The following is a 21,421-nucleotide window of genomic DNA, read 5'->3' on the forward strand; positions in this document are numbered from 1 at the left end:
TTTGCGGGATCCGTTAGCATAGGCGCCCCCGGCGCTCCGGCGCCGCGTGTTGTATCAACAGATGAGAGTTCAGATGGATGACCTGCTAGCCCCCGTTCGCCAGTTCCTGCATTGTGAGACCCCGGATGAGTGGGTGGAGATGGCGCGGGATCCCGCCCAATTGCCGACCCTGCTCATCGATCACGCCAACTGCGAGAACAAGGCGGCCCTGACGGCCCACAGCCTGGTGCGCCGCTACTGCCTGCCAAAGGAGAAGCGCCACCTGCTGCCCAAGCTTGAATTTTACCGTGAGCTGGACGCCATACCCGAGAAGGCGGAGATCCTCGGCAAGCGGACCATGGGGGAGTCGGAGCGCAGCGTGTTCGCCGAGCTGGAGCGCAACCCCCTGCTCTTTCCCATGGTGCGCCTCATCCAGGAGGAGCTGCACCACTTCGAGCAGGTGCTGGAGATCATGGCCGCGCGCGGCATCCCCTACGGGCCCGTCACGGCCTCCCGCTATGCCCGCAGCCTGCTGACCCACGTGCGCACCTACGAGCCGGCGGCCGTGGTGGACAAGATGATCATCGGCGCCTACATCGAGGCGCGATCCTGCGAGCGCTTCGCGAAGATTGCCCCCCACCTGGACGAGGAGCTGGGCCGCTTCTACGTCTCCCTGCTGCGTTCTGAAGCGCGCCACTACCAGGACTATCTGGCCCTGGCAGAGGAGTTCGCACAGGAGGACATCAGCGAGCGCATCGCCTTCTTCGGGCGCCTGGAGGCGGAACTCATCCGTTCGCCGGACTCGCAGTTCAGGTTCCATAGCGGACTGCCTGTCAGATCTGACAGTTGTTGAGGTAGTGGGGGCTGCCTACCATTGCCCTGTTCCTACTACGAGCGACGCAATCACTTTTGAGCGCAATCCCCCGGCGACTGATGCCACATCAGGCCGGGTTTTTTTATGTCTGCGAGAAGGGGGAGAGGGATGCCGCCGGGATCAGCGGCGGTATTCGTTGTTGTAGTTCTGGATGAGACGGCGGGTCACCTCGTGCTGGGGATCGGCGAAGACCCGCAGAGTCTTGCCGCGCTCCACCACCCGGCCCTCGTGCATCACCAGCACCTCGTCGCTGATGTGGCTGACGATGCCCAGATCGTTGGCCACCAGCACGTAGCTGAGCCCCATGGTCTCCTGCATCTCCAGCAGCAGGTTGATGATCTGGGAGCGCACCGAGATGTCCAGGGTCGAGAGAGCCTCGTCGGCCACCACTATCTTGGGGTTGAGGATGAGCGCCCGCGCCAGCCCCACCCGCTGCTGCTGGCCGGCGGAGAGCATCTGGGGGTAGAAGAGCGCGTGATCCGCCAGCATGCCCACCATGCGCAGGGTCTGGATCACCTTCTCCCGGCGCTCCTCCTCGGTCATCTCGGTGTTGAGCCGCAGCGGCGTTTCCAGGATCTGGCCGACCCGGATCTTGCGGTTCAAAGACGTATTGGGATCCTGGAAGATCATCCGCAGCAGCTTGCAGCGGGTCTGGTAGTCGCCGTGGACCATGGGCTGCCCCTCGATGGCGATCTCGCCGCCGCTCGGCTCTATCATGCCGGCCAGGATGCGCGCCAGGGTGCTCTTGCCCGAGCCCGCCTCCCCGACGATGGCCAGGGTCTGGCCCACCCCGAGATCGAACGACAGCGGCTTGATGGCCTCCACGGCGCGGCGCCGGAACAGGCCGGTGCGGTTCTGGTAGGTCTTGCACAGGCCCCTGACCTGCAACAGGGAAGGTTCGGTCACGACGTGGTCTCCTTGCGTGTGGTCGCCGGGAAAAGGGGCTGACAGGGCGGGCAGGTGCCCCGGATCAGGGTCTGGTGCCGGTTCATTTCTTCGGGTCTTCCATGTTGAGCGGGAAGTGGCAGCTGAACTGATGTCCCTTGACCTTGCTCATCAGCGGCGTCTGCACGCACTGCTTCTGGGCGTAGGGGCAGCGGGGGCCGAGGCGGCAGCCGATGGGCAGGTGCTGCAGCGGCGGGATCACCCCGGGCAGGGTCTCGAGCCGGGACTTGTGGCGCACCAGCTTGTCAAAGTCCGGGATGGACTTGAGCAGGGCATCCGTATAGGGGTGGTGAGGGGATTCGAGGATCTGGTCCCGGGTGCCCACCTCCACCATCTGGCCGCAATACATGATGTTGAGGGTGTCGGTCAGGTTCGCGATGGCGGCGATGTCGTTGCTGATGATGAGGATGGTGGTGTTGCCCAGCTTGTTCATCTTGTCCAGCAGCCGCAGGATCTGGGAGTGAGTGGTGGACTCCATGGCGCTGGTGGGTTCGTCCGCCACCAGCAGGCGTGGCTGGTTGGCAATGGCCATGGCGATCATCACCTTCTGGCACATGCCGTCCGACAGCTCGTGGGGATAGGCCCGCATCACCTTGCGGTGATCCTTGACCCCCACCCGGTGCAGCAGGGCGATGGCCCGCTTCTTGCGCCACTGGAAGCGCTGCCAGAACTTGCCGGCGAAGGCGCTGGTGGGAATGGCCTCTTCGAGCTGGGTGCCGATCTCCTCGGAGGGGTCGAGACAGCTGATGGGGTCCTGGAAGATCATGGCGATCTCCCGGCCCATGATGCGGCGTCGCTCCTTGGGGGCCATGGTCAGCAGATCCATGTCGTTGAAGCGCATCCGGTCGGCGCGCACCGTCCAGTTGTCCTTCTGGATGCCGACGATCACCTTGGCGACCAGGCTCTTGCCCGAGCCCGATTCCCCCACCAGGCCGCGGATCTCCCCCTCGTTCAGGGTCAGGCTGACCCTGTCCACCGCCTTGACCTTGCCCTGGGGCGTGTCGATTTCGATGGTGAGGTTGCGTATGTCGAGTAACGGCATCAGTGGCGCTCCTCATGGTGGCTCAGGGGAGGGCGGCGCGCGCCCTGGTGGATATGGCCGGTATTGAGCAGGGGCATCATCAATCATTCCCCTCTTTGAGCGCTTCGCGAATACCTTCACCCACCAGATTGGTGACCAGCACGCTGAACAGGATGGCCATGCCCGGCAGGGTCACGGTCCAGGGTGCCAGGTAGATGAGGTCGCTCGAATCCGCCAGCATGGCGCCCCACTCCGGCTGGGGGGACTGGGCCCCGAGGCCGAGGAAGCCCACCGCCGAGATGTCCAGGATGGCCGCCGAGAGGGTACGGGTGGTCTGGGTCACCAGGGTTTCGACGATGTTCGGCAGTATGGCCAGGCGCATGATCCGCAAGGGCGGTGAGCCGTCGAGGCGGCTCGCGATAATGTACTCCTTCTGCATCTCGGCGTGGACCGCGTTGTAGGTCGCCCGGATGAAGGGGGGGATCAGCGCCAGCGTGATGGCGATCAGGGTGTTGAAGAGGCCGGGCCCCAGGATGGCCACGACGATGATGGCCAGCAGCAAAGAGGGGATGGAGAGCAGGGTATCGAGCAGGTGATGGAGCACGCTCGATTTCACCCCCTTGCTCATGCCACCCAGGATGCCGATGGCCGAGCCGACGACGAGGGCAATGACCACCACCACCAGGGCGTTGCCGAAGGTGAGGCGGGCGCCCGCGACGAGGCGGGAGAGGATGTCACGCCCCAGATCGTCGGTGCCAAGGAAGTAGTCGATGTTGCCGATGCTGGCCCAGGAGGGGGCGAGCAGCAGGTGGTCGCTGTGCTGATCGTCGATGCCGTAGGGGATCACCAGGGGGCCGATGAGGGTGATCAGCAGCAGCAGGCCGAAGCACCAGAGCCCGGCCATGGCCAGCGGATTTCGCCGGTAGGAGGCCCAGGTCTGCTCCAGGGGAGAGAGGATCTTGAGCTCCGGATAGATGTTCGATTTATCGTGCATGATGCAGGTTCCCGCCCTGATTGCGAGGGTCGTCAACAGGGTGTTGCATGGCGTACGTTACCCCGCGAAGGGCCTGGGGCGCGCGGTCAGTCTTGTCGTGCATAGAGTTCCTTGCGCCTTGCCGGGTACATGATGGTGGTCAGCAGCTCGGTGCTGACGCTGATGAAGATGACGAAGCTGGCCACCACCAGGGAAGCACCGCGGATGGCGGCATAGTCCTGCAGTGCGATGCTGCTCACCAGCCAGCGGCCGATGCCGGGCCAGTCGAACACCACCTCGGTGATCATGGCGGAGGTGAGCACGCTGCCCAGTTGCAGCCCGAGCAGGGGCAGCACGGGGGGCAGGGCGTTCTTGAGGCCGTGGCGCCAGACGATCTGGCGGCGGGAGAGGCCGCGGCTGGCCGCTGCCTTGATGTAGTTCTGCTTCATCACGTCGATGAGGGAACTGCGCACGTGGCGGATCACCTCGGTGGTGGGCACCACGGCCAGCACCAGGGAGGGCAGTACCAGATGGCGCAGGGCATCGTGCAGTGCCTCTTCCCGCCAGGGCTCCTGGCTCATCAGCACGTCGACGATGGCGACCCCGGTGATGGAGGGGACGTCGTAGAGCAGGCTGATCTGGCCGGAGGAGGGCAGCCAGCCGAGATCCAGCGAGAAGAACATCACCATCAGGAGCGCCAGCCAGAAGACGGGCACGGCGTAGCCGAGGAGGCCGGCGGCCATGATGGAGAGATCCAGGCTGCGGCCCTGGTAGAGGGCGGCCAGGGTGCCGAGGGGGATCCCCACCAGCAGCGAAATGGCGAAGGCCGCGAGACAGAGCGCCAGGGTTGCCGGGAAGTAGCGGCGGATCTCGTCCAGCACGGGCTGGCCGGAGACGCTGGAGAGGCCGAAGTCCCCCGCGAAGATCCGCTGCAGAAAGTCAGGGTAGCCGTGCCAGAAGTCCAGCACCTGAGTGATGAGGCGAAACTCCAGCAGGTAGGCCCCCAGGGTCAGCACCAGCAGGGTGATGACCAGCAGGGTGATGCGGCGCAGGATATAGAAGAACATGCTTATGCCTCCAGGTGCGGCCGTGCCGCCGGGCGAGCGCCGCCGATGGGATGGATATCCGACATGTTCACTCCCGATAGGCCTGGTTGAAGGTGGTGCCGCCGAAGGGCATGAGCATCAGTCCCTGGACGTCGTTGCGGCTCACCTGGGTGCGCAGGGCATGGGCCAGCGGGATGAGCGGCAACTGCTCGTTGAGCAGGGACTGGGCATAGTAATAGTTGCGCAGGCGGAAGGCGAGCTGCGGGGTGGTCACCGCATCGTCCAGCAGCTGATCGAAGGCCGGGCTGCACCAGCGGCTGTAGTTGTTGCCCCGCTCCACGGCGGCGCAGCTCAGCAGCTGGCGGAAGAAGTTGTCCGGGTCCGCGTTGTCGGCGATCCAGCCGGAGAGCAGGCTGTCGTACTGCCCCCGGGCGAGCCGGGTCTCGATGACCGGCCAGGCCTGCTGCACTATCTTGAGGCTCACCCCTATCTTGGCGAGATCGCTGCGCATCAGCTGGGCGGTCTTGAGGCCGTCCGGGTTGTAGGGGCGAGCGCCGGGCTGCACCAGCACCTGCATCTCGAAGCCGTTGGGGTAGCCTGCGTCCTTGAGCAGTTGGCGTGCGAGCCTGAGGTCCGGCTTGCGCTGCGGCAGGGAGGGGTTATAGCCCCAGGAGAGCGGCGGCAGCAGGCTGGCGGCGCTCTGGCCCGTCTCGAAATAGACCGCCTGCAGCAGGTTCTGCACGTTGATGGCGCTGGCGAGGGCCTGGCGCACCTGCACCTTGTTGAATGGTGCCTTGCGGGTATTGAGTGCGAGGAAGGCGACGTTCATCCCGGACTGCACCGACAGATTGAGGTGGGTGTCCTTGCCTATCACCGACAGCTGGCTGGCGGAGGGGGTGCTCATCACATCGCACTCGCCGGTCAGCAGCTTGGCCAGACGCTTGGAGGACTTGGGGGTGATGTCGTAGATGAGCTGCTCCACCTTCGCCTCGCCGCCCCAGTAACCGGGGTGGCGCAGGTAGCGCACGAATTCGTTGTGGCGATACTCCTTGAAGCTGAACGGGCCGGTGCCGATGGGGCGGCTGTCCAGCAGCGCCGGGGTGCCGGCCTTGGCCATCTGCTCGCCATATTCGGCGGAGAGCACGATGGCGTAGTCGCTGGCCAGGGTCGCGAGGAAGGAGGCGTCCGGCCGGTTCAGCTCGAACACCACCTGGTGAGGGCCCTTCTTGTAGACCCGCTTGATGAGGCTGCCGAGCCCCAGGCCGTAAAAGTAGGGGTACTCGCCGCCGGAGACGTTGTGGTAGGGGTGGTGCTCATCGAGCAGGCGCTGCCAGGTGAACAACACGTCGTCGGCGTTGAAGTGGCGTGTCGGGCTGAACCAGGGCGTGCGGTGGAAGGTCACCCCCTTGCGCAGGGTCAGGGCATAGGAGAGGCCGTCATCGCTCACGCGCCAGTGGGTGGCGAGCGCCCCTTCGATGCCGAGGGTATTGGCATTCACCTCGAGCAGGCGATCGTAGAGGGGGCGGGCGCTGGCATCCAGGGTCGGATCCGCATTGGCCATCTGGGGATTGAAGGTTCGGGGTGCCCCTTCGGCGCAATAGATGAGCCCCGTTCTGGAGGCCTCGTCGCGTTTCTGGCAGCCGCTGACCAGGACCAGGAAGCCGAGCAGCAGCGGGGTTAGCATTCTCATGTTGGAACCATGTTTTCAGACAAAGTTGCCCGCCAGAGGGCGGGCGCGTTGCGGGAACCTGGCTGGCAGGCACTCCCATCGGGGTGGCGAGCACCGTGATGCCCGCCGGCACAGAGGAGGCTCATCAGCCCATCTCCGGGTTGCCACCGTTCTCATCCCCGTCCAGCAGCTGGTATTTGCGCAGCATGCCCCTGAACTGGTGGTAGCTCAGGGCCAGCAATTGGGCCGCTTTGCGCTGATTATACTGGGATTGCTGCATCGCTTGCTTGAGTAAATTAATCTCGTATTCCGCCACCGCCCCCTTGAGATCCAGGGGCAGGCCGGGGGCCTGGGCCCCGTTCACCGGCGCCGCCTCGCTGGCCACGGGCGCGGCCTTGCCGGCGGTGCGGGGGCGCCAGGGGGAGTCAAAGGGATTGAGTACCAGCTCAGCCAGCGGCAACTGCGGGTTGCCCTGGCGGTAGAGGCTGCGCTCCACCACGTTCTTGAGCTCCCGCACGTTGCCGGGCCAGGGGTAGTCCAGCAGCAGCTGGGTCGCCTTGCGGGAGAAGCCGGCGAACAGCGGGTAGCCCAGCTCCCGGGTCATGCCGTGGGCGAAGTGCTCCGCCAGCATCAGGATGTCCTCGCGCCGCTCCCGCAGGGGGGGCAGGGTGATGACGTCGAACGCCAGCCGGTCCAGCAGATCGTGGCGAAACTGCCCCTTGTCGGCCAGCGCCGGCAGATCCTCGTTGGTAGCGCACACCAGGCGCACGTCGACCTTGAGGGCCTTGGCACCGCCGACGCGCTCGAATTCACCGTACTCGATGACCCGCAGCAGCTTCTCCTGCACCCGGGCGCTGGTGGTGGCCAGCTCGTCGAGGAACAGGGTGCCGCCGTCGGCCCGCTCGAAGCGGCCCTGATGGCGCTTGGCGGCCCCGGTAAAGGATCCCGCCTCGTGGCCGAACAGCTCGGTTTCCAGCAGGCTCTCGCTCAAGGTGGCGCAGTTGATGGTGACAAAGCTTTGATCCCAGCGATCCGAGAGATAATGTAGGCGGTGGGCGATGAGCTCCTTGCCGGTTCCCCGCTCGCCGATGATGAGCACGGGCTTGCGCAGCGGCGCAAGGCGCGAGGCCTGCTCGATGATTTCTAGAAACGCGTTGGACTCACCCAACAGACTCTCCGTGGCCGTGGTCATCCCTGCCCCTGTTCGTTGAAAAATCTGGTTAATCTTACCAAAAGTTGGTTATTTTAATCATCACTTGTTTCCGAGGCACTTGAATCCCCGCGAGAGTGCCCATATAAATCAACAAGTTAATAATTGTTCCAGATTGGCACACAAGTTGCCATTGTCAATGGAGAAACAACCCGATGCCTATCACAGGAGTACAATCATGAGCATTTTTTCCCGCCTGGCCGACATCATCAACTCCAACCTGACGTCCCTGCTCGACAAGGCGGAAGACCCCCAGAAGATGGTGCGTCTCATCATCCAGGAGATGGAAGATGAACTGGTGAAGGAGCGCTCCAACTTGGCCCGCTTCCTCGCCAACCAGAAAGAGATCGGCCGTCAGGTCAGCCGCCATCAGGAGCGGGTAGCCGAGTGGCAGGGCAAGGCCGAGCTGGCCCTGACCAAGGGGCGCGAGGATCTGGCCCGCGCCGCCCTCATCGAGAAGAGCAAGCAGACCGAGCTCGCCGATGCGCTGCAGCGTGAGCTGCAGGCGGTGGACAGCGGCATCGACAAGCTGGGGGAGGAGATCCGCCAGCTGGAAGCCAAGCTGGAAGATGCCCGTGCCCGCCAGAAGGCGATGGCCATTCGCAGCGAGGCCGCCAGCAGCCGGCTGAACGTGCAGAGCCAGGTGGCCCGTGGCGGCAGCCAGTCCGTGGTCAGCAAGTTCGAACGCATGGAGCGCCGCATCGACGAGATGGAGGCCCGCGCCGATCTGGGTCAGTCCGATCAGGCGCTCGCCCAGCAGTTTGCCGAGCTGGAGGCGGACGATCAGATCAGCCGCGAGCTGGAGGCCATGCGCCAGAAGCTCGGTCAGAGTGACAGCAAACAGGGGGAGTAACAGATGGAAGATCTGCTGGGTGTGTTGATGGTTCCCATGGTGGTCTTCATGGTGGTGGTGGCCCCCATCTGGCTGGTGCTGCACTACCGCGCCAAGGGGCGGATCGGTGCCGGCCTTGCCGACAGCGAGCGGGAACAGCTGCAGGGGCTGCTGGCCCGTGCCGAGAAGATGCAGGAGCGGGTCGGTGCCCTTGAGTCGATCCTGGATGCCGAGGTCCCGGGCTGGAGGAGCAGGGTATGACACAGTGGAGCAGAGAGGGACGCAACCTCTATCGTGACCCCCAGCAGGGCAAGATTGCCGGGGTCTGTGCCGGCCTTGCCGACTACTTCGGGGTGGAGACCTGGATCGTGCGGCTGCTGGCCATCAGCGGCCTCATCTTCGCCGGCTTCATCACCTTCACCGCGTACATCGCCGCCTGGTTCCTGCTCGACAAGAAGCCGGTCACCCTCTACGGGGAGCAGGAGGGGGAGTTTGCCGAGGTGCGCATGAAGGCGCGCACCTGGCAGGCGGGCATCACCCCCCATCAGGCGCTGGGCCGTATCGCCCGCGAGCTCGACACCCTGGAGCCCAGGGTGCAGCGGCTCGAGAAGCTGGTGACCTCCAAGGAGTTCACCCTGCAGCGCGAGTTCAACAAGCTGTAACGACCCCGGGCCGCGCGGCACACGCCTCGCGGCCCGTCTCATGGCCCCTCTCATGACGCTGCCGGGGCCACCCAGAGGTGACAACAGGGGGAGACAGACCCGCCTTGATACGCAACAAACTCGAACACTCCTGGTCCGTGCTGCAGCACAGGGCCTTTGAGGTGGTGAACCGGGCCCGGGATCGCCACATCCGGCTGGCGGTCACCGGCCTCTCCCGCAGCGGCAAGACCGCCTTCATCACGGCCCTGGTGAACCAGCTGGAGCACGCGGCCATCGACGGCCGGCTGCCCCTCTGGGATGCCCAGCGCCAGGGGCGGATCCTGGGGGCCCGCCGGGTGCCCCAGCAGAATGCCCACATTCCGACCTTCCCCTACGAGCGTGGCCTCGACTCTCTGTTTGGCGAGCCGCCGGCCTGGCCCGAGCCAACCCGGGGGGTGGCCGAGGTGCGACTCGAAATCCGCTACCGCACTCGCCACCCGCTGCGCCGGCACCTAGGGGAGATCTCCACCCTCTACGTGGATCTGGTGGACTACCCGGGGGAGTGGCTCCTGGACTTGCCCCTGCTCGAGCTCGATTACGCCCAGTGGAGCGAGCAGGTGCGCGAGCAGCTGCGCCGCCCCGAACTGCAGGCCCTGGCGGCAGGCTGGCTGACCCCCGGCTGGCAGGCGGAGCAGGCCTTCGAGGAGCGGGCCGCCAGCGAACTGGCCGCCCGCTATACCGACTACCTGCACGCCTGCAAGCGGGAGCTCGGTCTGCACCTCATCCAGCCGGGGCGCTTCGTGCTGCCGGGGGAGTATGCCGGTGCGCCGCTGCTGCAGTTCGTGCCCTGGGTCTGGGATGCCCCGGCCCAGGCTCCTGCTGACGGTACCCTCTACGCCACCTTCAAGCAGCGCTTCGAGCAGTACAAGCAGCACCTGGTGCAGGGCTTCTACGAGCAGCACTTCGCCGGTTTCGATCGCCAGATCGTGCTGGTGGACTGCCTGCAACCCCTCAACGCCGGCGCCGCCAGCTTTGGCGACATGCAGCAGGCCATTGCCCGCATCATGGAGAGCTTCGCCTACGGCAAGAGCAACTGGTGGCGCCGGCTCTTCGCACCGCGCATCGACAAGCTGCTGTTTGTGGCGAGCAAGGCGGATCACGTCACGCCGGAGCAGCACGGGCCCCTGGTCTCCCTGCTGCAGCACCTGGTGAGCCGTGGCCGGGGTCAGGCTCGCTTCGAGGGGATAGAGACCGAGTGTCTGGCCCTCGCCGCCATCAAGGCCACCGAGGTGGGCAAGGGGCAGGCGAATGGCCGCGAGTTCCCGGCCATTCGCGGCACCAGCCTGGCCGGCGATCCGCTGCTGCTCTTCCCGGGGGAGGTGCCGTCCCAGATCCCGCCCGCCCAGTGGTGGCACACCCAGGGTTTCGATTTTCAGGGGTTTCGCCCTTTGCCCATGAGCGCCCATGAGGCGCTGCCCCATATCCGGCTCGATGCGGCGCTGGAGTTCTTGCTCGGGGATCACCTCGAATAACCGGCACCGCCCGAAGGAGCAGACAACACGATGAACGATCAGATCAAACCGGCACCGCTGCAAGGCAAGGTGATCCTGGAACCCGCCCAGGCGGCGCAAGAGCGACCGCCTGCCCCTGCCCAGCGGCTGGAGGAGGAGAGCTTCGAGCGCCTCGAGGAGCTCGATGCCCTGACCGAGGTCGAGCCCGCCCTCACCGTCAGGCCGCGTCGCCGCCATCGTTTGCTGGCCTGGGGGCTGGGGGCGGTCGGCCTGCTCTCCCTGGGCCAGTTCGGCCTCTTCCTCACCGAGCAGTTTGCCTCCTCGCCGTTCTGGGGCGGGGCCTGGTTGATCGCCTCCGGTCTGGTGGTGGTGGGCACTGCCGGGATGGTGGGGCGCGAGTGGCTGCGCCTGCGCACCCTCAAGAAACGTCAGGACGTGCGCTCGCGGGCCGAAGACCTGCTCGCCCATCAGGGGGTCGGGCAGGGGCAGGCGTTTTGCGAGCAGCTGGCCGAGCGCAGCGGTGACAAGGGGCGGGAGGGGTATCGTACCTGGCTCGCCCAGCTCGACGAGAGCCACAGCGATCGGGAGGTGTTGACCCTCTACAGCCAGCTGGTGCTGACCGAGCGGGACAAGCTGGCCCAGGCCAGGGTGGCGAAATGGTCGGGGGAGGCCGCCGTGCTGGTGGCCCTGAGCCCGCTCGCCACCGTCGACATGATGCTGATGCTGTGGCGCAACCTGCGGATGATCGAGGACATCGCCGATGTCTACGCCATCGAGCTCGGCTACTGGAGCCGCATTCGTCTCATTCGCCAGGTGTTTCGCAACATGCTCTACGCCGGTGCCACCGAGCTGGTGACCGAGGTAGGCATGGATCTGCTGGGAGCCGAGCTCACCGCCAAGCTCTCCGCCCGGGCAGCGCAGGGGGTGGGGGCCGGGCTGCTCACTGCCCGCCTGGGCCTGCGCACCATGGAGGCGTGCCGTCCGCTCCCCTGGTGTGCCGACGAGAAGCCGAAGCTGGGCGAGCTGAGAAAGCGGCTCATCGGCCAGCTGGCGGGCTATCTCAACAAGGCGTGAGCCCGTCGGCATCAGGGCGTGAATGTCACAAAATATTTACAATTGTCAAAATCAGCCGACCTCGGGGTCGGCTGCTTTTTTGAGGGGCAAACCGTTACAGTGATCCCATGGTCAAGCGGCCAGTCAGCACCCGGATGGCGGGGCGGCACCCAGAGGATGGAAGCACTCATGGCAAGTCTCTACACGGCGCATCAGCCGGATGAACAGGGCAGGATCCACTACACGGACGAGGAGCACGGCACCTGGCAGATCCTGATCGAGCGCCAGCTCGCGGCCCTGGAAGGCAAGGCCTGTGACGAATACCGGGCGGGTCTGGCACGGCTCGCGCTGCCCCGGGATCGCATTCCGCAGCTCGATGAAATCAACGCCGCCCTGACCCCCGCCACCGGCTGGTCAGTGGCCGCGGTGCCCGCCCTCATCTCGTTTGATCGCTTCTTTTCCCTGCTGGCGGATCGCCAGTTTCCGGTGGCCACCTTCATCCGCCGCCGGGACGAGCTCGACTACCTGCAGGAGCCCGACATCTTCCACGAGATCTTCGGCCATTGCGCCATGCTGACCAACCCCGCGTTCGCCCATTTCACCCACCTCTATGGCCAGCTCGGGCTCAACGCCAGCAAGGAGGAGCGGGTCTATCTGGCCCGGCTCTACTGGTTCACAGTGGAGTTTGGCTTGTTGCAGGGGGCGGGGGGGCTGCGCATCTACGGGGGCGGCATCCTCTCCTCCATCGGCGAGACCGCGTATGCGCTCTCCGGCAAACCCGTGCTGCAGCCCTTCGATCTGCTGGAGATCCTGCGCACTCCCTATCGCATCGACATCATGCAGCCGGTCTATTTCGTGCTGCAGGATCTCGACACCCTTTACCGTCTGTCGCCGCAGGCCATCATGGACGCCGTGGCCCAGGCCCGTCGCCTCGGCCTGCGTCCGCCACGTTATGCACCCGTTTCCGGCAAGCAGGCGAGTTAACCCGTTTTCATGTCCCCCCTGTTTCAATAATGAAAGGAGTCCCGAATGTCCGAACTGGCGAATCAACGATGCGAGGCGTGCCGCGCCGATGCCCCCAAGGTGAGCGAGCAGGAGCTTGGCGAGTTGATGCACCTCATCCCCGACTGGCAACCCCTGGTGGTCAACGGCGAGCTGCAGCTCAGGCGTGAATTTGTGTTTCGCAACTTCAAGGAGGCGCTGGCCTTCACCAACCGCCTCGGCGAGCTGGCGGAGGCGGAGTTCCACCATCCGGCGATCCTGACGGAGTGGGGCAAGGTGACCGTGAGCTGGTGGACCCACAAGATTGGCGGGCTGCACCGCAACGACTTCATCATGGCAGCGCGCACGGACGAGCTGCTGAAGTAATCGCCGCAAAAACACGGCACAAGATGGGCCCGCCCGGTGAAAACGGGGTGGGCCCGCATTTTTATGGGGGAGCGCTCGCACTGGCGGGATCGAGTCTGTATTATCCGGTCATTCAGAATGTTAGCTAGGAAGTGTGTGCCGAATGCGTCTTGAAGTCAGCTGTGAAGACCGCCTGGGCCTGACCCGGGAACTGCTCGATCGACTGGTGGAGCACAACATCGATCTGCGCGGCATCGAAATCGATACCTCAGGCATCATCTATCTCAATTTCCCCGAGCTGGAGTTCCGGGATTTCCAGCACCTGATGCCGGAAATCCGCCGCATTCCCGGCGTCTACGACGTCAAGACCATCCCCTACATGCCCTCCGAACGGGAGCACCACGAGATTGAGGCGCTGCTCAAGGCGCTGCCCGATCTGGTCTTCTCCCTCGACAGCAAGGGGCGGGTGACCCAGGCCAACCAGGCCGCCCTCACCACCCTCGCGCTGCCGCCGGAAGAGGTGCGCGGCGTGGCGCTCGGCTCCCTGGTCAAGGGGTTCTCCTTCGCCCGCTGGCTGGAGGCGAGCGAGATCAAGCCCCAGACCTGCAAGCTCAGCCTCGGCGGCGAGGAGTACCTCGGCGATCTGATGCCGCTGTTCGTGGCCGAGGAGAAGGGCAGGCAGGCTCTGGCCGGCGCCGTGGTGGTACTCAAGTCCGCCCGCCGGGTCGGCATGCACTTCAGCGCCCTGCACGCGGTGGAGGTGGGGGGCTTTGAACACCTGCAGGCCGAGAGCCAGAAGATGAAGGAGGTGCTGGCCCAGGCGGCGAAGCTCGCGATGCAGGATGCGCCGCTGCTCATCGTCGGCGAGACCGGCACCGGCAAGGAGCTGCTGGCCCGCGCCTGCCACGGCGCCAGCCTGCGCTCCAGCCACCCCTTCATGGCGCTGAACTGTGCCGCCATGCCGGACAACGTGGCGGAGAGCGAGCTGTTCGGCTATGCCCCCGGCGCCTTTGGCAACAACACCGAGGGCAAGCGCGGGGTGCTGGAGCTGGCGAGCGGCGGCACTCTGATGCTGGACGAGATCGGCGACATGTCCCCTCATCTGCAGACCAAGTTCCTGCGGGTGCTGCAGGACGGGGTCTTTCGCCGGGTCGGCGACGAGCAGGAGGTGAGGGTCAACGTGCGCTTCATCTGCACCACCCAGAAGCAGTTGCTGGATCTGGTGCACGAGGGCAAGTTCCGGGAAGACCTCTACTACCGCCTCAACGTGCTCAGCCTGGCGCTGCCGCCACTGCGCGAGCGCAAGGCGGACATCATGGCCCTGGCCCAGCAGTTCGTCGCCCGCTTCGCCAGCGAGTTGCAGCGCCCCAAGCCGCGCTTTACCCGCAACATGGCCGAGTACCTCACCGCCTACCGCTGGCCGGGCAATGTGCGCCAGCTGCGCAACTGCCTCTACCGGGCCATGACGCTGCTGGAAGGGGACGAGCTCGGCCCCGAGCACGTGGATCTGCCGGTGGCGGCCGATGCCATGCCCCTTATCGACGAGTGGTTCGAAGGGGGGCTCGACGAGGCGGTGAAGCGCTTCGAGAGCCGCCTGCTGGAGCGCCTCTATCCGGCCTTCCCCTCCACCCGCCAGCTGGCCAAGCGGCTCGGCGTCTCCCATACCGCCATCGCCAACAAGCTGCGCGAGTACGGGATTGGCAAGAAGTAGCGGTTGAGCTGCCCGTGGCGTGCGCTGACGCGCACCCCGGGCGGCACTGCGACACCCCGTGACGCACCCTGCGTGCGGGCGGATGGGGCAACCCCTTCGGGCTGATAAGCTCGGTACGACTCCCTTCAGGCAATCCCTTCATGGGCGTCGGCCCACCCCATTGTCGACGTAAACATAAGTGCGGACATCATGCAGTTGTTGTCTTTCATCCGGATTTTTGTGTGGCTGTTGCCACTGGGCTGCACGCTGGTGCTGGCCAATGCGGCCGTGGCGGCGACCTCGGCCGAGCTTCGCAGCGAGCTGGTGCGCCAGACCGTGCTCGACATCCTCAGCTACACCCGCTGGCCCAAGGAGCCAGCAACGCTTCGGCTCTGCATCGCAGCCCCGACGGAATATGCCGGCGCCCTCTTTGCCATCGTGCGGCAGGCCAACGGTCGCCCGGTGGAGGTGCATCGCTACGGGCTCGACGAGGAGGCGCTGGTCCGGCGCTGCGATGTGATCTATCTGGGGGTGCTGGCCCCGGAGCAGCGTCTCCCCCTGTTCGAGCGACTGCAGGGGCACGCCATCCTCAGCATCAGCGAACAGAGCAGGGAGTGCGTCGCCGACGCCGTCTTCTGCCTTAAGCCGGACACGGATCGGGTCCGCTTTCGGGTCAACCTGGATGCGCTCGCCCGCAGCGGCGTGCGGGTGCACCCGGCCGTGCTGAAGCTCGCCAAGGCTGACGAGGGCGCACGATGACGACTGCACCCGCAAGCCCCAGGCTCACCCTGCGACAGAGCCTGGGCCGCACCCACATGATGATCTCCCTGACCGCCGTCTGCATGGCGGGCCTGTTCCTGACCATCACGGCGCTGCTGGCGCTGCGCCTCTATGCGGATCACAACCTCGAGCTGGTGGCCCGCGCCATCAGCTACACCTCAGAGGCCGCCGTGGTGTTCGATGACGAGGAGGCGGCGAAAGATGCCCTGGAGACCATCACCTCCCGGGAGGATATCGCGAGCGCCAGCATAGTGCTGCCCGACGGCCAGGTGCTGGCAAGCTGGCGCCGTGCCATCACCACCCCCTGGACCACCCTGGAGCAGCACCTGGCCCGCCTGATCCTGCCGGGGCCGGTGGAAGTGGCCATGGTGCGGGAGAGCCGGGAGATAGCCCGGGTGCACCTGGTGGGGCACGGACAATATCTGCTGCGCTTCCTGCTGCAGACCCTGCTGGCGACCCTGGTGTGCCTGTTGCTCAGCATCCTCGGGGCTCTCCACGTGGCGCGGCGCATGCAGCGCTCCATCACGACCCCCCTCAAGGCCCTGGCCGAGGTCGCCTACAGCGTCAGTCGCCAGCGCGCCCTCAAGCAGCGGGTGCCGGCGGCCAACATCGCCGAGCTGCACGCGCTCGGGGAGGACTTCAACACCCTGCTCGACGAACTGGAGGCCTGGCAGGCCCACCAGAAGCGGGAGAATGCCAGCCTGTTGCACCGGGCGACCCACGACGCCCTGACCGGCCTGCCCAATCGGGCCCTGTTCGAGGCGCGGCTGGGGCAGGCCATCCAGGGGGATCAGGAGCGCTTCGCCCTGCTCTACCTCGACTGTGACCGCTTCAAGCAGATCAACGATACCCTGGGACACGGAGTGGGGGACGAGGTGCTGATCGCCCTGGCGCGGCGGGTGCAGCACCAGCTCAGACCGATGGATCTGGTGTGCCGCCTCGGGGGCGACGAGTTTGTCATCCTGCTCGCCCCGATCTGGGACGAGCGCGAGGTGCACGAGGTGATGGGGCGTATCCAGCAGGGGATGAGCACCCCTGTGGTCTTGAGCGACGGCCGCCACCTCGGGGTGGGCATCAGCATCGGCGCCGCCCTCTACCCCGAGCAGGGGGAGACGGCGGAGGCCCTGCTGCAGTTCGCCGACGACGCCATGTATCAAGCCAAACGACAACGTAAGGAGGAAGAAGCACACAGGAGAACCACGTGAAGTTGAACCAGACATAGTGAAAGGACCATAACAATGATCATTTTGAAGGTGCTGAGAACGGGGCTTGTTGCGCTGCTGCTGGGAGTGCTGGCCGGGTGTCAGAGTGCGCCCCAGGGGCTCACGGCGGAGCAGATCGCCACCCTCAGGGAGCAGGGATTTCAGCTGACCGATGAGGGCTGGACCCTGGATATCTCCAACAAGGTGCTGTTTGCCAACAATGTCGGGGCCCTCACTCCCCAGACCCGCCTGGTGGTGGAGCGTCTTGGCAAGACCCTCATCGGCGTCGGTCTGAACCGGGCCAGGGTGGACGGCCACACCGACTCCAACGGGGAGGCGAGCTACAACGAGCAGCTCTCGCTCAAACGGGCCCGCTCCGTGGCCGATGTCCTGATGTCGGTGGGCATGCCACCTGCGAACCTGGATATCCGCGGCCGGGGTGAAGCGGCGCCCATCGCCGACAACGGCACCGCCGCCGGACGAGCGGAGAATCGCCGGGTCGCCATCGTCATCGACAACGGCTGAGCCATTTTGTCCCTGCGTCGGCATGACGAGGCTGTCTCTGATGTCTGACTGCGTGTGTGATACCACTCTCCTGCCGGGGAGTGGCTCTCTTCCTCCTCCAGCATTTTCCTTCCCTTTCTTCTATTCATCCCGCTGTTTCCGTACCCGCTTCGAGGGTGTTGAATCTCTTCTGCATCTGAGGATCCTGGCTGAGCACCCCGGGTCCCGAACTTGATCCAGCACAAGGGTAGTTTTATTGATATTGGTTATCATTTGTATTATTTGCAGATGGTAGCCACAGTGATGACCCCCCTGTTTACCCCGACCATGACGGGTCTTGCGACCCCGGATCCCCTCGCATTCGCCTTCACCGCCAAGACCTCAGCCCACGCCAGCCGCGGCGGTGCCGGGCCCCTGATGCTCGACGAAGCGGGCTGGCAGGCCTGGTGGCAGCAGCCGAGCGAGGCCGAGGCGCGGGCGCTCTACGTCCACGTCCCGTTTTGCCGCAAGCGCTGCAGCTTCTGCACCTTTTTCGAAAATGGCGCCAATCCGGCGCGCATGAGCCGCTATATGGCGGCCCTCTGCGAGCAGCTGACACGGGCGGCCAAGACCCCCTTGGTGCAGAGCCGGCCCTTCTCCGCCGTCTATGTGGGCGGGGGCACGCCCACCGACATGGCGGCGGACGATCTGGCTCTGCTGGCCAATGCCATTGGTCGCTTCCCCCTGACTTCGGATGTGGAGCTGACCCTGGAGGGGCGCCTCAACGGTTTCGATGACGCCAAGTGGGAGGCCGCGCTGGCGGGGGGCTTCAACCGCTTCTCGTTCGGCGTGCAGAGTTTTGATACCCGCGTGCGCCAGCAGGCGGCCCGCTTCGACGACAGGGAAACCCTGCTGGCCCGGCTGGAGGCGCTGTCCCGCCACGACGAGGCCGTCATCGTGGCGGATCTCATCTTCGGTCTGCCGGGGCAGGGCGACTTCGTGTGGCGTCAGGACGTTGCGGACGTGATGGCGAGCGGCGTGCACGGGGTGGATCTCTACCAGCTCATCGCCATGGCGGGCACCAACCTGGCCCGCGCCGGGGAGAAGGGGGCATTGGGCTGGGCCGCCGATGGCCCGCAGCGGGCTGCCATGTATGCCCATGGCGCCCAAATGCTGGAGGCGGGAGGCTGGCAGCGCCTCTCCAGCAGCCATTGGCGGCGCACCCCCGCCGAGCGCAGCCGCTACAACCAGATGGCGAAGTGCGGCGCCGAGATCCTTCCCTTCGGGGCGGGGGCGGGGGGCAACATTCACGGCCACGGCCTGATGCAGGGGCGGGATCTGGCCGCCTGGCACGAGGCGCTGGCCGAAGGGCGACGCCCCCCTGGCATGGTGATGGGGCCGAACCCCGATGGGCGCATCGACGGTCTGCTGCGGGGCGCCCTGGACGCGGGCTGGCTGGATCTGGCACGCCTGCCTGCGCCGCTGCGGGCCCATCTGCTGCCGCTGTTCGAGCGCTGGCAGGCGCACGGGCTGGCAGAGCTCGGTCTGGCGCGGCTTGAGCTCACCCTGGCGGGGCGCTTCTGGAACGTCAATCTGCAAGCGGGCTTGTTCGAATATCTGCAGTCAAACCCATTGGGAGGAGAGGCGGCGACCCCCGCCGTTCATCCGGGCGGGACTCGGCATCATTCGCGGGGGTAGCTGGCAGGGGCCAGACGAGGAGGGAAAGAAAGGGGGGCCGCTTGACGGCCCCCCTTTCGTTACTGGTTGTGCACCTCTTCCACGCGCACCCGCAGCTGGCCCTCGGCCAGGGTGGTGACCAGGTGCTGGCCGACGTTCACCTGGGCGGCGCGGCTGATCACCTCGCCGGTCGGGGTGCGTACGATGGCGTAGCCGCGTCCCAGGGTGGCCAGCGGGCTGACCCCGTCGAGGCGCGCGCTCAGCATGGCGAGGCGGTGCCCGGCCACATCCTGGCGCCGGGCGATCAGGGCGTGGAGCCGCTCCTCCGCGAGCTGGTGGCGGCGTTTGCCGGCGGCCAGCAGTTTCTCGGGGCTTTTGGCCTGCAGGCGCAGCTCAAGATTGGCCAGGCGTCGCTCCCCCTGGTGCAGGCGGCTTGCCAGCAGTTGCTGCAGGCGGGTGGACAGCTCGTCGAGGCGCTGGGACTGCTGCTCCAGCCGACGCTTGGGATCCTGGTGGTCGAGTCGCTTTTGCAGCAGGGCGAAGCCGTGGCGGGCGGCGGTCTGGTGGCGGTTCATGGCCTGGGTGAGCCGCTGGCGCAGGTGCACGAGGCGCTGGGCGCGGGCACTCCTGTCCGGCGCCACCAGCTCGGCGGCGGCGGAGGGGGTGGGGGCGCGCAAGTCAGCGGCAAAGTCGCTGATGGTGACGTCCACCTCGTGACCCACGGCGCTCACCACGGGGATGGCGGAGCCGTGGATGGCACGGGCCACCGCCTCCTCGTTGAAGCACCAGAGATCTTCGAGGGAGCCGCCGCCGCGCCCGACGATGAGAACATCCACCTCGGCGCGCCGGTTGGCAAGCATGATCGCCGAGACGATCTGGGCGGTGGCGGCGCTGCCCTGCACCTGGGTCGGGTAGATGAAGACGGGCAAGTCCGGGGCGCGGCGGCGCAAGACGGTCAGCATGTCGTGCAGGGCGGCGCCGGTGGCCGAGGTGACCAAACCCACGGCGCGGGGCTCGCGGGGCAGGGGGCGCTTGGTTCCCTCGTCGAACAGCCCCTCGGCCCCGAGGCGGCGCTTGAGCTCCTCGAAGCGCAGGGCCAGCATGCCGTCCCCGGCGGGCTGCATGGATTCGATGATGAGCTGGTAGTCGCCCCGGGGCTCATAGAGGGAGACCCGGGCCTGCACCAGCACCTGCATGCCGTCCTGGGGGCGGAACGGCACCCGGCGGTTGTTGCCCTTGAACATGGCGCAGCGCACCTGGGCCGACATGTCCTTCAAGGAGAAGTACCAGTGGCCCGAGCTTGGCATCGCGAGGTTCGAGAGCTCCCCCGTCAGCCACACCAGTCCCAGATCCTGCTCCAGGATCATGCGCACGGCGCTGTTGAGGCGGGTGACGGTAAAGATCTGCTGCTTGTTCTGGCTGGATTGGTTGAGCTGATTCAAGGCTGGCCCTGCTGTGGTGTCCGCCGGGGCGGGAGAAACGATGGGGGTCATCTTACCCCAGTTGCGCCCATCTGCCGAGCCATGGAGCCCGGCAGATGACGCTCAGCCTAGGCTTGCGCCTTGGCCGGCTTGGCGGCTCTGGTGGGGCTGGTCACCAGCCAGACCGCGAGGCAGACCACGGCGCCGCCGAGCACGAAGCCGCCGGTGAGGGTTTCGCCAAGCACCAGATAACCCCAGAGGATGCCAAACGGCGGGATGAGGAAGGTGACCGTGAGGGAGCGCAGGGGCCCGATGTCGGCGATCAGCCTGAAATAGAGCAGATAGGCGAAGGCGGTGCAGAGAAGCCCGACCGCCAGCACGCTGGCCCAGACCCCAGGCTGAGCCCAGTCGACGGCAGGCCCGCTCGTCAGGCTGTAGGCGAAGAAGGGGAGCAGGAAGAGGACCGCCCCGATCTGGCTGCCGAAGGCCACCAGCTTGGCGTCCAACCCGCCCCGCTCGGTGATCCAGCGCCTCGTCAGGAAGCCGGCGCAGCCGTAGCAGGCGGTGGCGATGAGGCAGGCGAGCACGCCGATGGCGAGCTGACCGCTCAGGTCGACCTCCCCCGTGGTGGTGATGAGCCCGATGCCCACCAGCCCCAGCATGACCCCGGCCCACTTGCGCAGTCCGAGCTGCTCGTTGAAGAAGGAGAAGCCGATAAGGGCCCCCATCAGGGGCGTGGTGGCGTTGAGGATGGCCGAGTAGCCGGCGGGCAGCCAGAGGGCCGCCACGGCGTACATCAGGAAGGGCACGCCGGAGTTGATGATGCCGAGCACCATGATGGCTTTCAGCTTGCCGTGAAACTGCATGGGGGTGCGCAGCAGCAGGAGCATGGCGGCGAGCCCGATGAGGGCGAAGAAGACCCGCAGGAAGGTGGTGTTGATGGAGCCGAAGGCCGGCGCCGCGATGCGCATGAACAGGAAGCTGGCGCCCCAGATGGCTGCCAGCGCCAGCAGCCTCCCATAATCCGATGGTCTCATCGTCTCTCCTTGAATGAGCCGCCCGGTGCC

General features: G+C 66.0%; 21 protein-coding genes. 13 read left to right on the forward strand and 8 right to left on the reverse strand.

From position 1 onward, the window contains the following. Window positions 1-73 precede the first annotated feature (73 nt). The gene (miaE, locus tag I6L45_RS15435) at window positions 74-832 is read left to right on the forward strand and encodes a tRNA-(ms[2]io[6]A)-hydroxylase (RefSeq protein ID WP_043761008.1); all 759 of its coding nucleotides are present in this window, start codon (window positions 74-76) and stop codon (window positions 830-832) included. A gap of 141 nt (window positions 833-973) precedes the next feature. Here the strand turns inward: miaE and I6L45_RS15440 are convergent, their stop codons facing one another. From I6L45_RS15440 to pspF, 6 genes are all read right to left on the reverse strand, one after another. Continuing rightward, window positions 974-1,759: an ABC transporter ATP-binding protein gene (locus tag I6L45_RS15440; protein ID WP_043761007.1), complete on the reverse strand. Its 786-nt coding sequence runs from the start codon at window positions 1,757-1,759 to the stop codon at window positions 974-976. 82 nt (window positions 1,760-1,841) lie between these two features. Continuing rightward, the gene (locus tag I6L45_RS15445) at window positions 1,842-2,840 is read right to left on the reverse strand and encodes an oligopeptide/dipeptide ABC transporter ATP-binding protein (protein WP_043761006.1); all 999 of its coding nucleotides are present in this window, start codon (window positions 2,838-2,840) and stop codon (window positions 1,842-1,844) included. A gap of 79 nt (window positions 2,841-2,919) precedes the next feature. Next, window positions 2,920-3,813 carry an ABC transporter permease subunit gene (locus tag I6L45_RS15450; protein ID WP_134694970.1) on the reverse strand — a complete coding sequence of 298 codons (894 nt, stop codon included), beginning with the start codon at window positions 3,811-3,813 and terminating at the stop codon, window positions 2,920-2,922. 86 nt (window positions 3,814-3,899) lie between these two features. After that, the gene (locus I6L45_RS15455; protein ID WP_043761004.1) at window positions 3,900-4,859 is read right to left on the reverse strand and encodes an ABC transporter permease subunit; all 960 of its coding nucleotides are present in this window, start codon (window positions 4,857-4,859) and stop codon (window positions 3,900-3,902) included. 67 nt (window positions 4,860-4,926) lie between these two features. Beyond that, a complete protein-coding gene (gene sapA / locus I6L45_RS15460; RefSeq protein WP_216984225.1) occupies window positions 4,927-6,522 on the reverse strand; it encodes an ABC transporter substrate-binding protein SapA in 1,596 nt (531 codons plus the stop codon). A gap of 130 nt (window positions 6,523-6,652) precedes the next feature. Then, on the reverse strand, window positions 6,653-7,699 hold the full coding sequence (gene pspF / locus I6L45_RS15465) for a phage shock protein operon transcriptional activator (RefSeq protein WP_216982543.1): 1,047 nt from the start codon (window positions 7,697-7,699) through the stop codon (window positions 6,653-6,655). Window positions 7,700-7,895: 196 nt separating this feature from the next. Between pspF and pspA the strand changes: the two genes are divergently transcribed. The 12 genes from pspA (at window position 7,896) to hutW (ending at window position 18,954) form a co-directional block, all read left to right on the forward strand. Further along, the gene (pspA, locus tag I6L45_RS15470; RefSeq protein WP_043761001.1) at window positions 7,896-8,570 is read left to right on the forward strand and encodes a phage shock protein PspA; all 675 of its coding nucleotides are present in this window, start codon (window positions 7,896-7,898) and stop codon (window positions 8,568-8,570) included. Window positions 8,571-8,573: 3 nt separating this feature from the next. Continuing rightward, window positions 8,574-8,810 carry an envelope stress response membrane protein PspB gene (gene pspB, locus I6L45_RS15475; RefSeq protein ID WP_042075503.1) on the forward strand — a complete coding sequence of 79 codons (237 nt, stop codon included), beginning with the start codon at window positions 8,574-8,576 and terminating at the stop codon, window positions 8,808-8,810. Continuing rightward, window positions 8,807-9,211, forward strand: coding sequence for an envelope stress response membrane protein PspC (pspC, locus tag I6L45_RS15480; RefSeq protein WP_043761000.1), 405 nt, complete (start codon window positions 8,807-8,809; stop codon window positions 9,209-9,211). Before pspB ends, pspC begins: the two co-directional genes overlap by 4 nt. A gap of 104 nt (window positions 9,212-9,315) precedes the next feature. Then, entirely contained in the window at window positions 9,316-10,722 is a 1,407-nt protein-coding gene (locus I6L45_RS15485; protein ID WP_216982544.1) for a YcjX family protein, read from the forward strand. A gap of 30 nt (window positions 10,723-10,752) precedes the next feature. Then, window positions 10,753-11,775 carry a YcjF family protein gene (locus I6L45_RS15490; protein WP_216982545.1) on the forward strand — a complete coding sequence of 341 codons (1,023 nt, stop codon included), beginning with the start codon at window positions 10,753-10,755 and terminating at the stop codon, window positions 11,773-11,775. Window positions 11,776-11,943: 168 nt separating this feature from the next. Further along, window positions 11,944-12,738, forward strand: a complete 795-nt coding sequence (gene phhA / locus I6L45_RS15495; RefSeq protein ID WP_216982546.1) for a phenylalanine 4-monooxygenase — start codon at window positions 11,944-11,946, stop codon at window positions 12,736-12,738. Between the two features lie 45 nt (window positions 12,739-12,783). Further along, complete coding sequence (locus I6L45_RS15500) at window positions 12,784-13,122, forward strand: 4a-hydroxytetrahydrobiopterin dehydratase (RefSeq protein ID WP_043760996.1); 339 nt, start codon at window positions 12,784-12,786, stop codon at window positions 13,120-13,122. A 142-nt stretch (window positions 13,123-13,264) separates the two neighbouring features. Next, window positions 13,265-14,812 carry a transcriptional regulator TyrR gene (gene tyrR, locus I6L45_RS15505; protein WP_043760995.1) on the forward strand — a complete coding sequence of 516 codons (1,548 nt, stop codon included), beginning with the start codon at window positions 13,265-13,267 and terminating at the stop codon, window positions 14,810-14,812. A 189-nt stretch (window positions 14,813-15,001) separates the two neighbouring features. Then, window positions 15,002-15,550, forward strand: a complete 549-nt coding sequence (locus I6L45_RS15510; RefSeq protein ID WP_216982547.1) for a YfiR family protein — start codon at window positions 15,002-15,004, stop codon at window positions 15,548-15,550. Continuing rightward, a complete protein-coding gene (locus I6L45_RS15515) occupies window positions 15,547-16,776 on the forward strand; it encodes a diguanylate cyclase (RefSeq protein ID WP_216982548.1) in 1,230 nt (409 codons plus the stop codon). Before I6L45_RS15510 ends, I6L45_RS15515 begins: the two co-directional genes overlap by 4 nt. Window positions 16,777-16,809: 33 nt before the next feature. Then, on the forward strand, window positions 16,810-17,298 hold the full coding sequence (locus I6L45_RS15520) for an OmpA family protein (RefSeq protein ID WP_216982549.1): 489 nt from the start codon (window positions 16,810-16,812) through the stop codon (window positions 17,296-17,298). Between the two features lie 282 nt (window positions 17,299-17,580). After that, window positions 17,581-18,954 carry a heme anaerobic degradation radical SAM methyltransferase ChuW/HutW gene (hutW, locus tag I6L45_RS15525; protein ID WP_216982550.1) on the forward strand — a complete coding sequence of 458 codons (1,374 nt, stop codon included), beginning with the start codon at window positions 17,581-17,583 and terminating at the stop codon, window positions 18,952-18,954. 59 nt (window positions 18,955-19,013) lie between these two features. On the opposite strand, the gene xseA is transcribed toward hutW, so the two are convergent. Together xseA and I6L45_RS15535 are read right to left on the reverse strand one after the other, a co-directional pair. Next, window positions 19,014-20,375, reverse strand: a complete 1,362-nt coding sequence (gene xseA, locus I6L45_RS15530) for an exodeoxyribonuclease VII large subunit (RefSeq protein ID WP_216984226.1) — start codon at window positions 20,373-20,375, stop codon at window positions 19,014-19,016. Window positions 20,376-20,482: 107 nt separating this feature from the next. Then, window positions 20,483-21,391 carry a DMT family transporter gene (locus tag I6L45_RS15535; RefSeq protein ID WP_216982551.1) on the reverse strand — a complete coding sequence of 303 codons (909 nt, stop codon included), beginning with the start codon at window positions 21,389-21,391 and terminating at the stop codon, window positions 20,483-20,485. Window positions 21,392-21,421 lie beyond the last annotated feature (30 nt).

Origin of the sequence: Aeromonas sp. FDAARGOS 1415 (assembly GCF_019048365.1) — a bacterium.
GTDB classification, from domain to species: Bacteria; Pseudomonadota; Gammaproteobacteria; order Enterobacterales; family Aeromonadaceae; genus Aeromonas; species Aeromonas taiwanensis.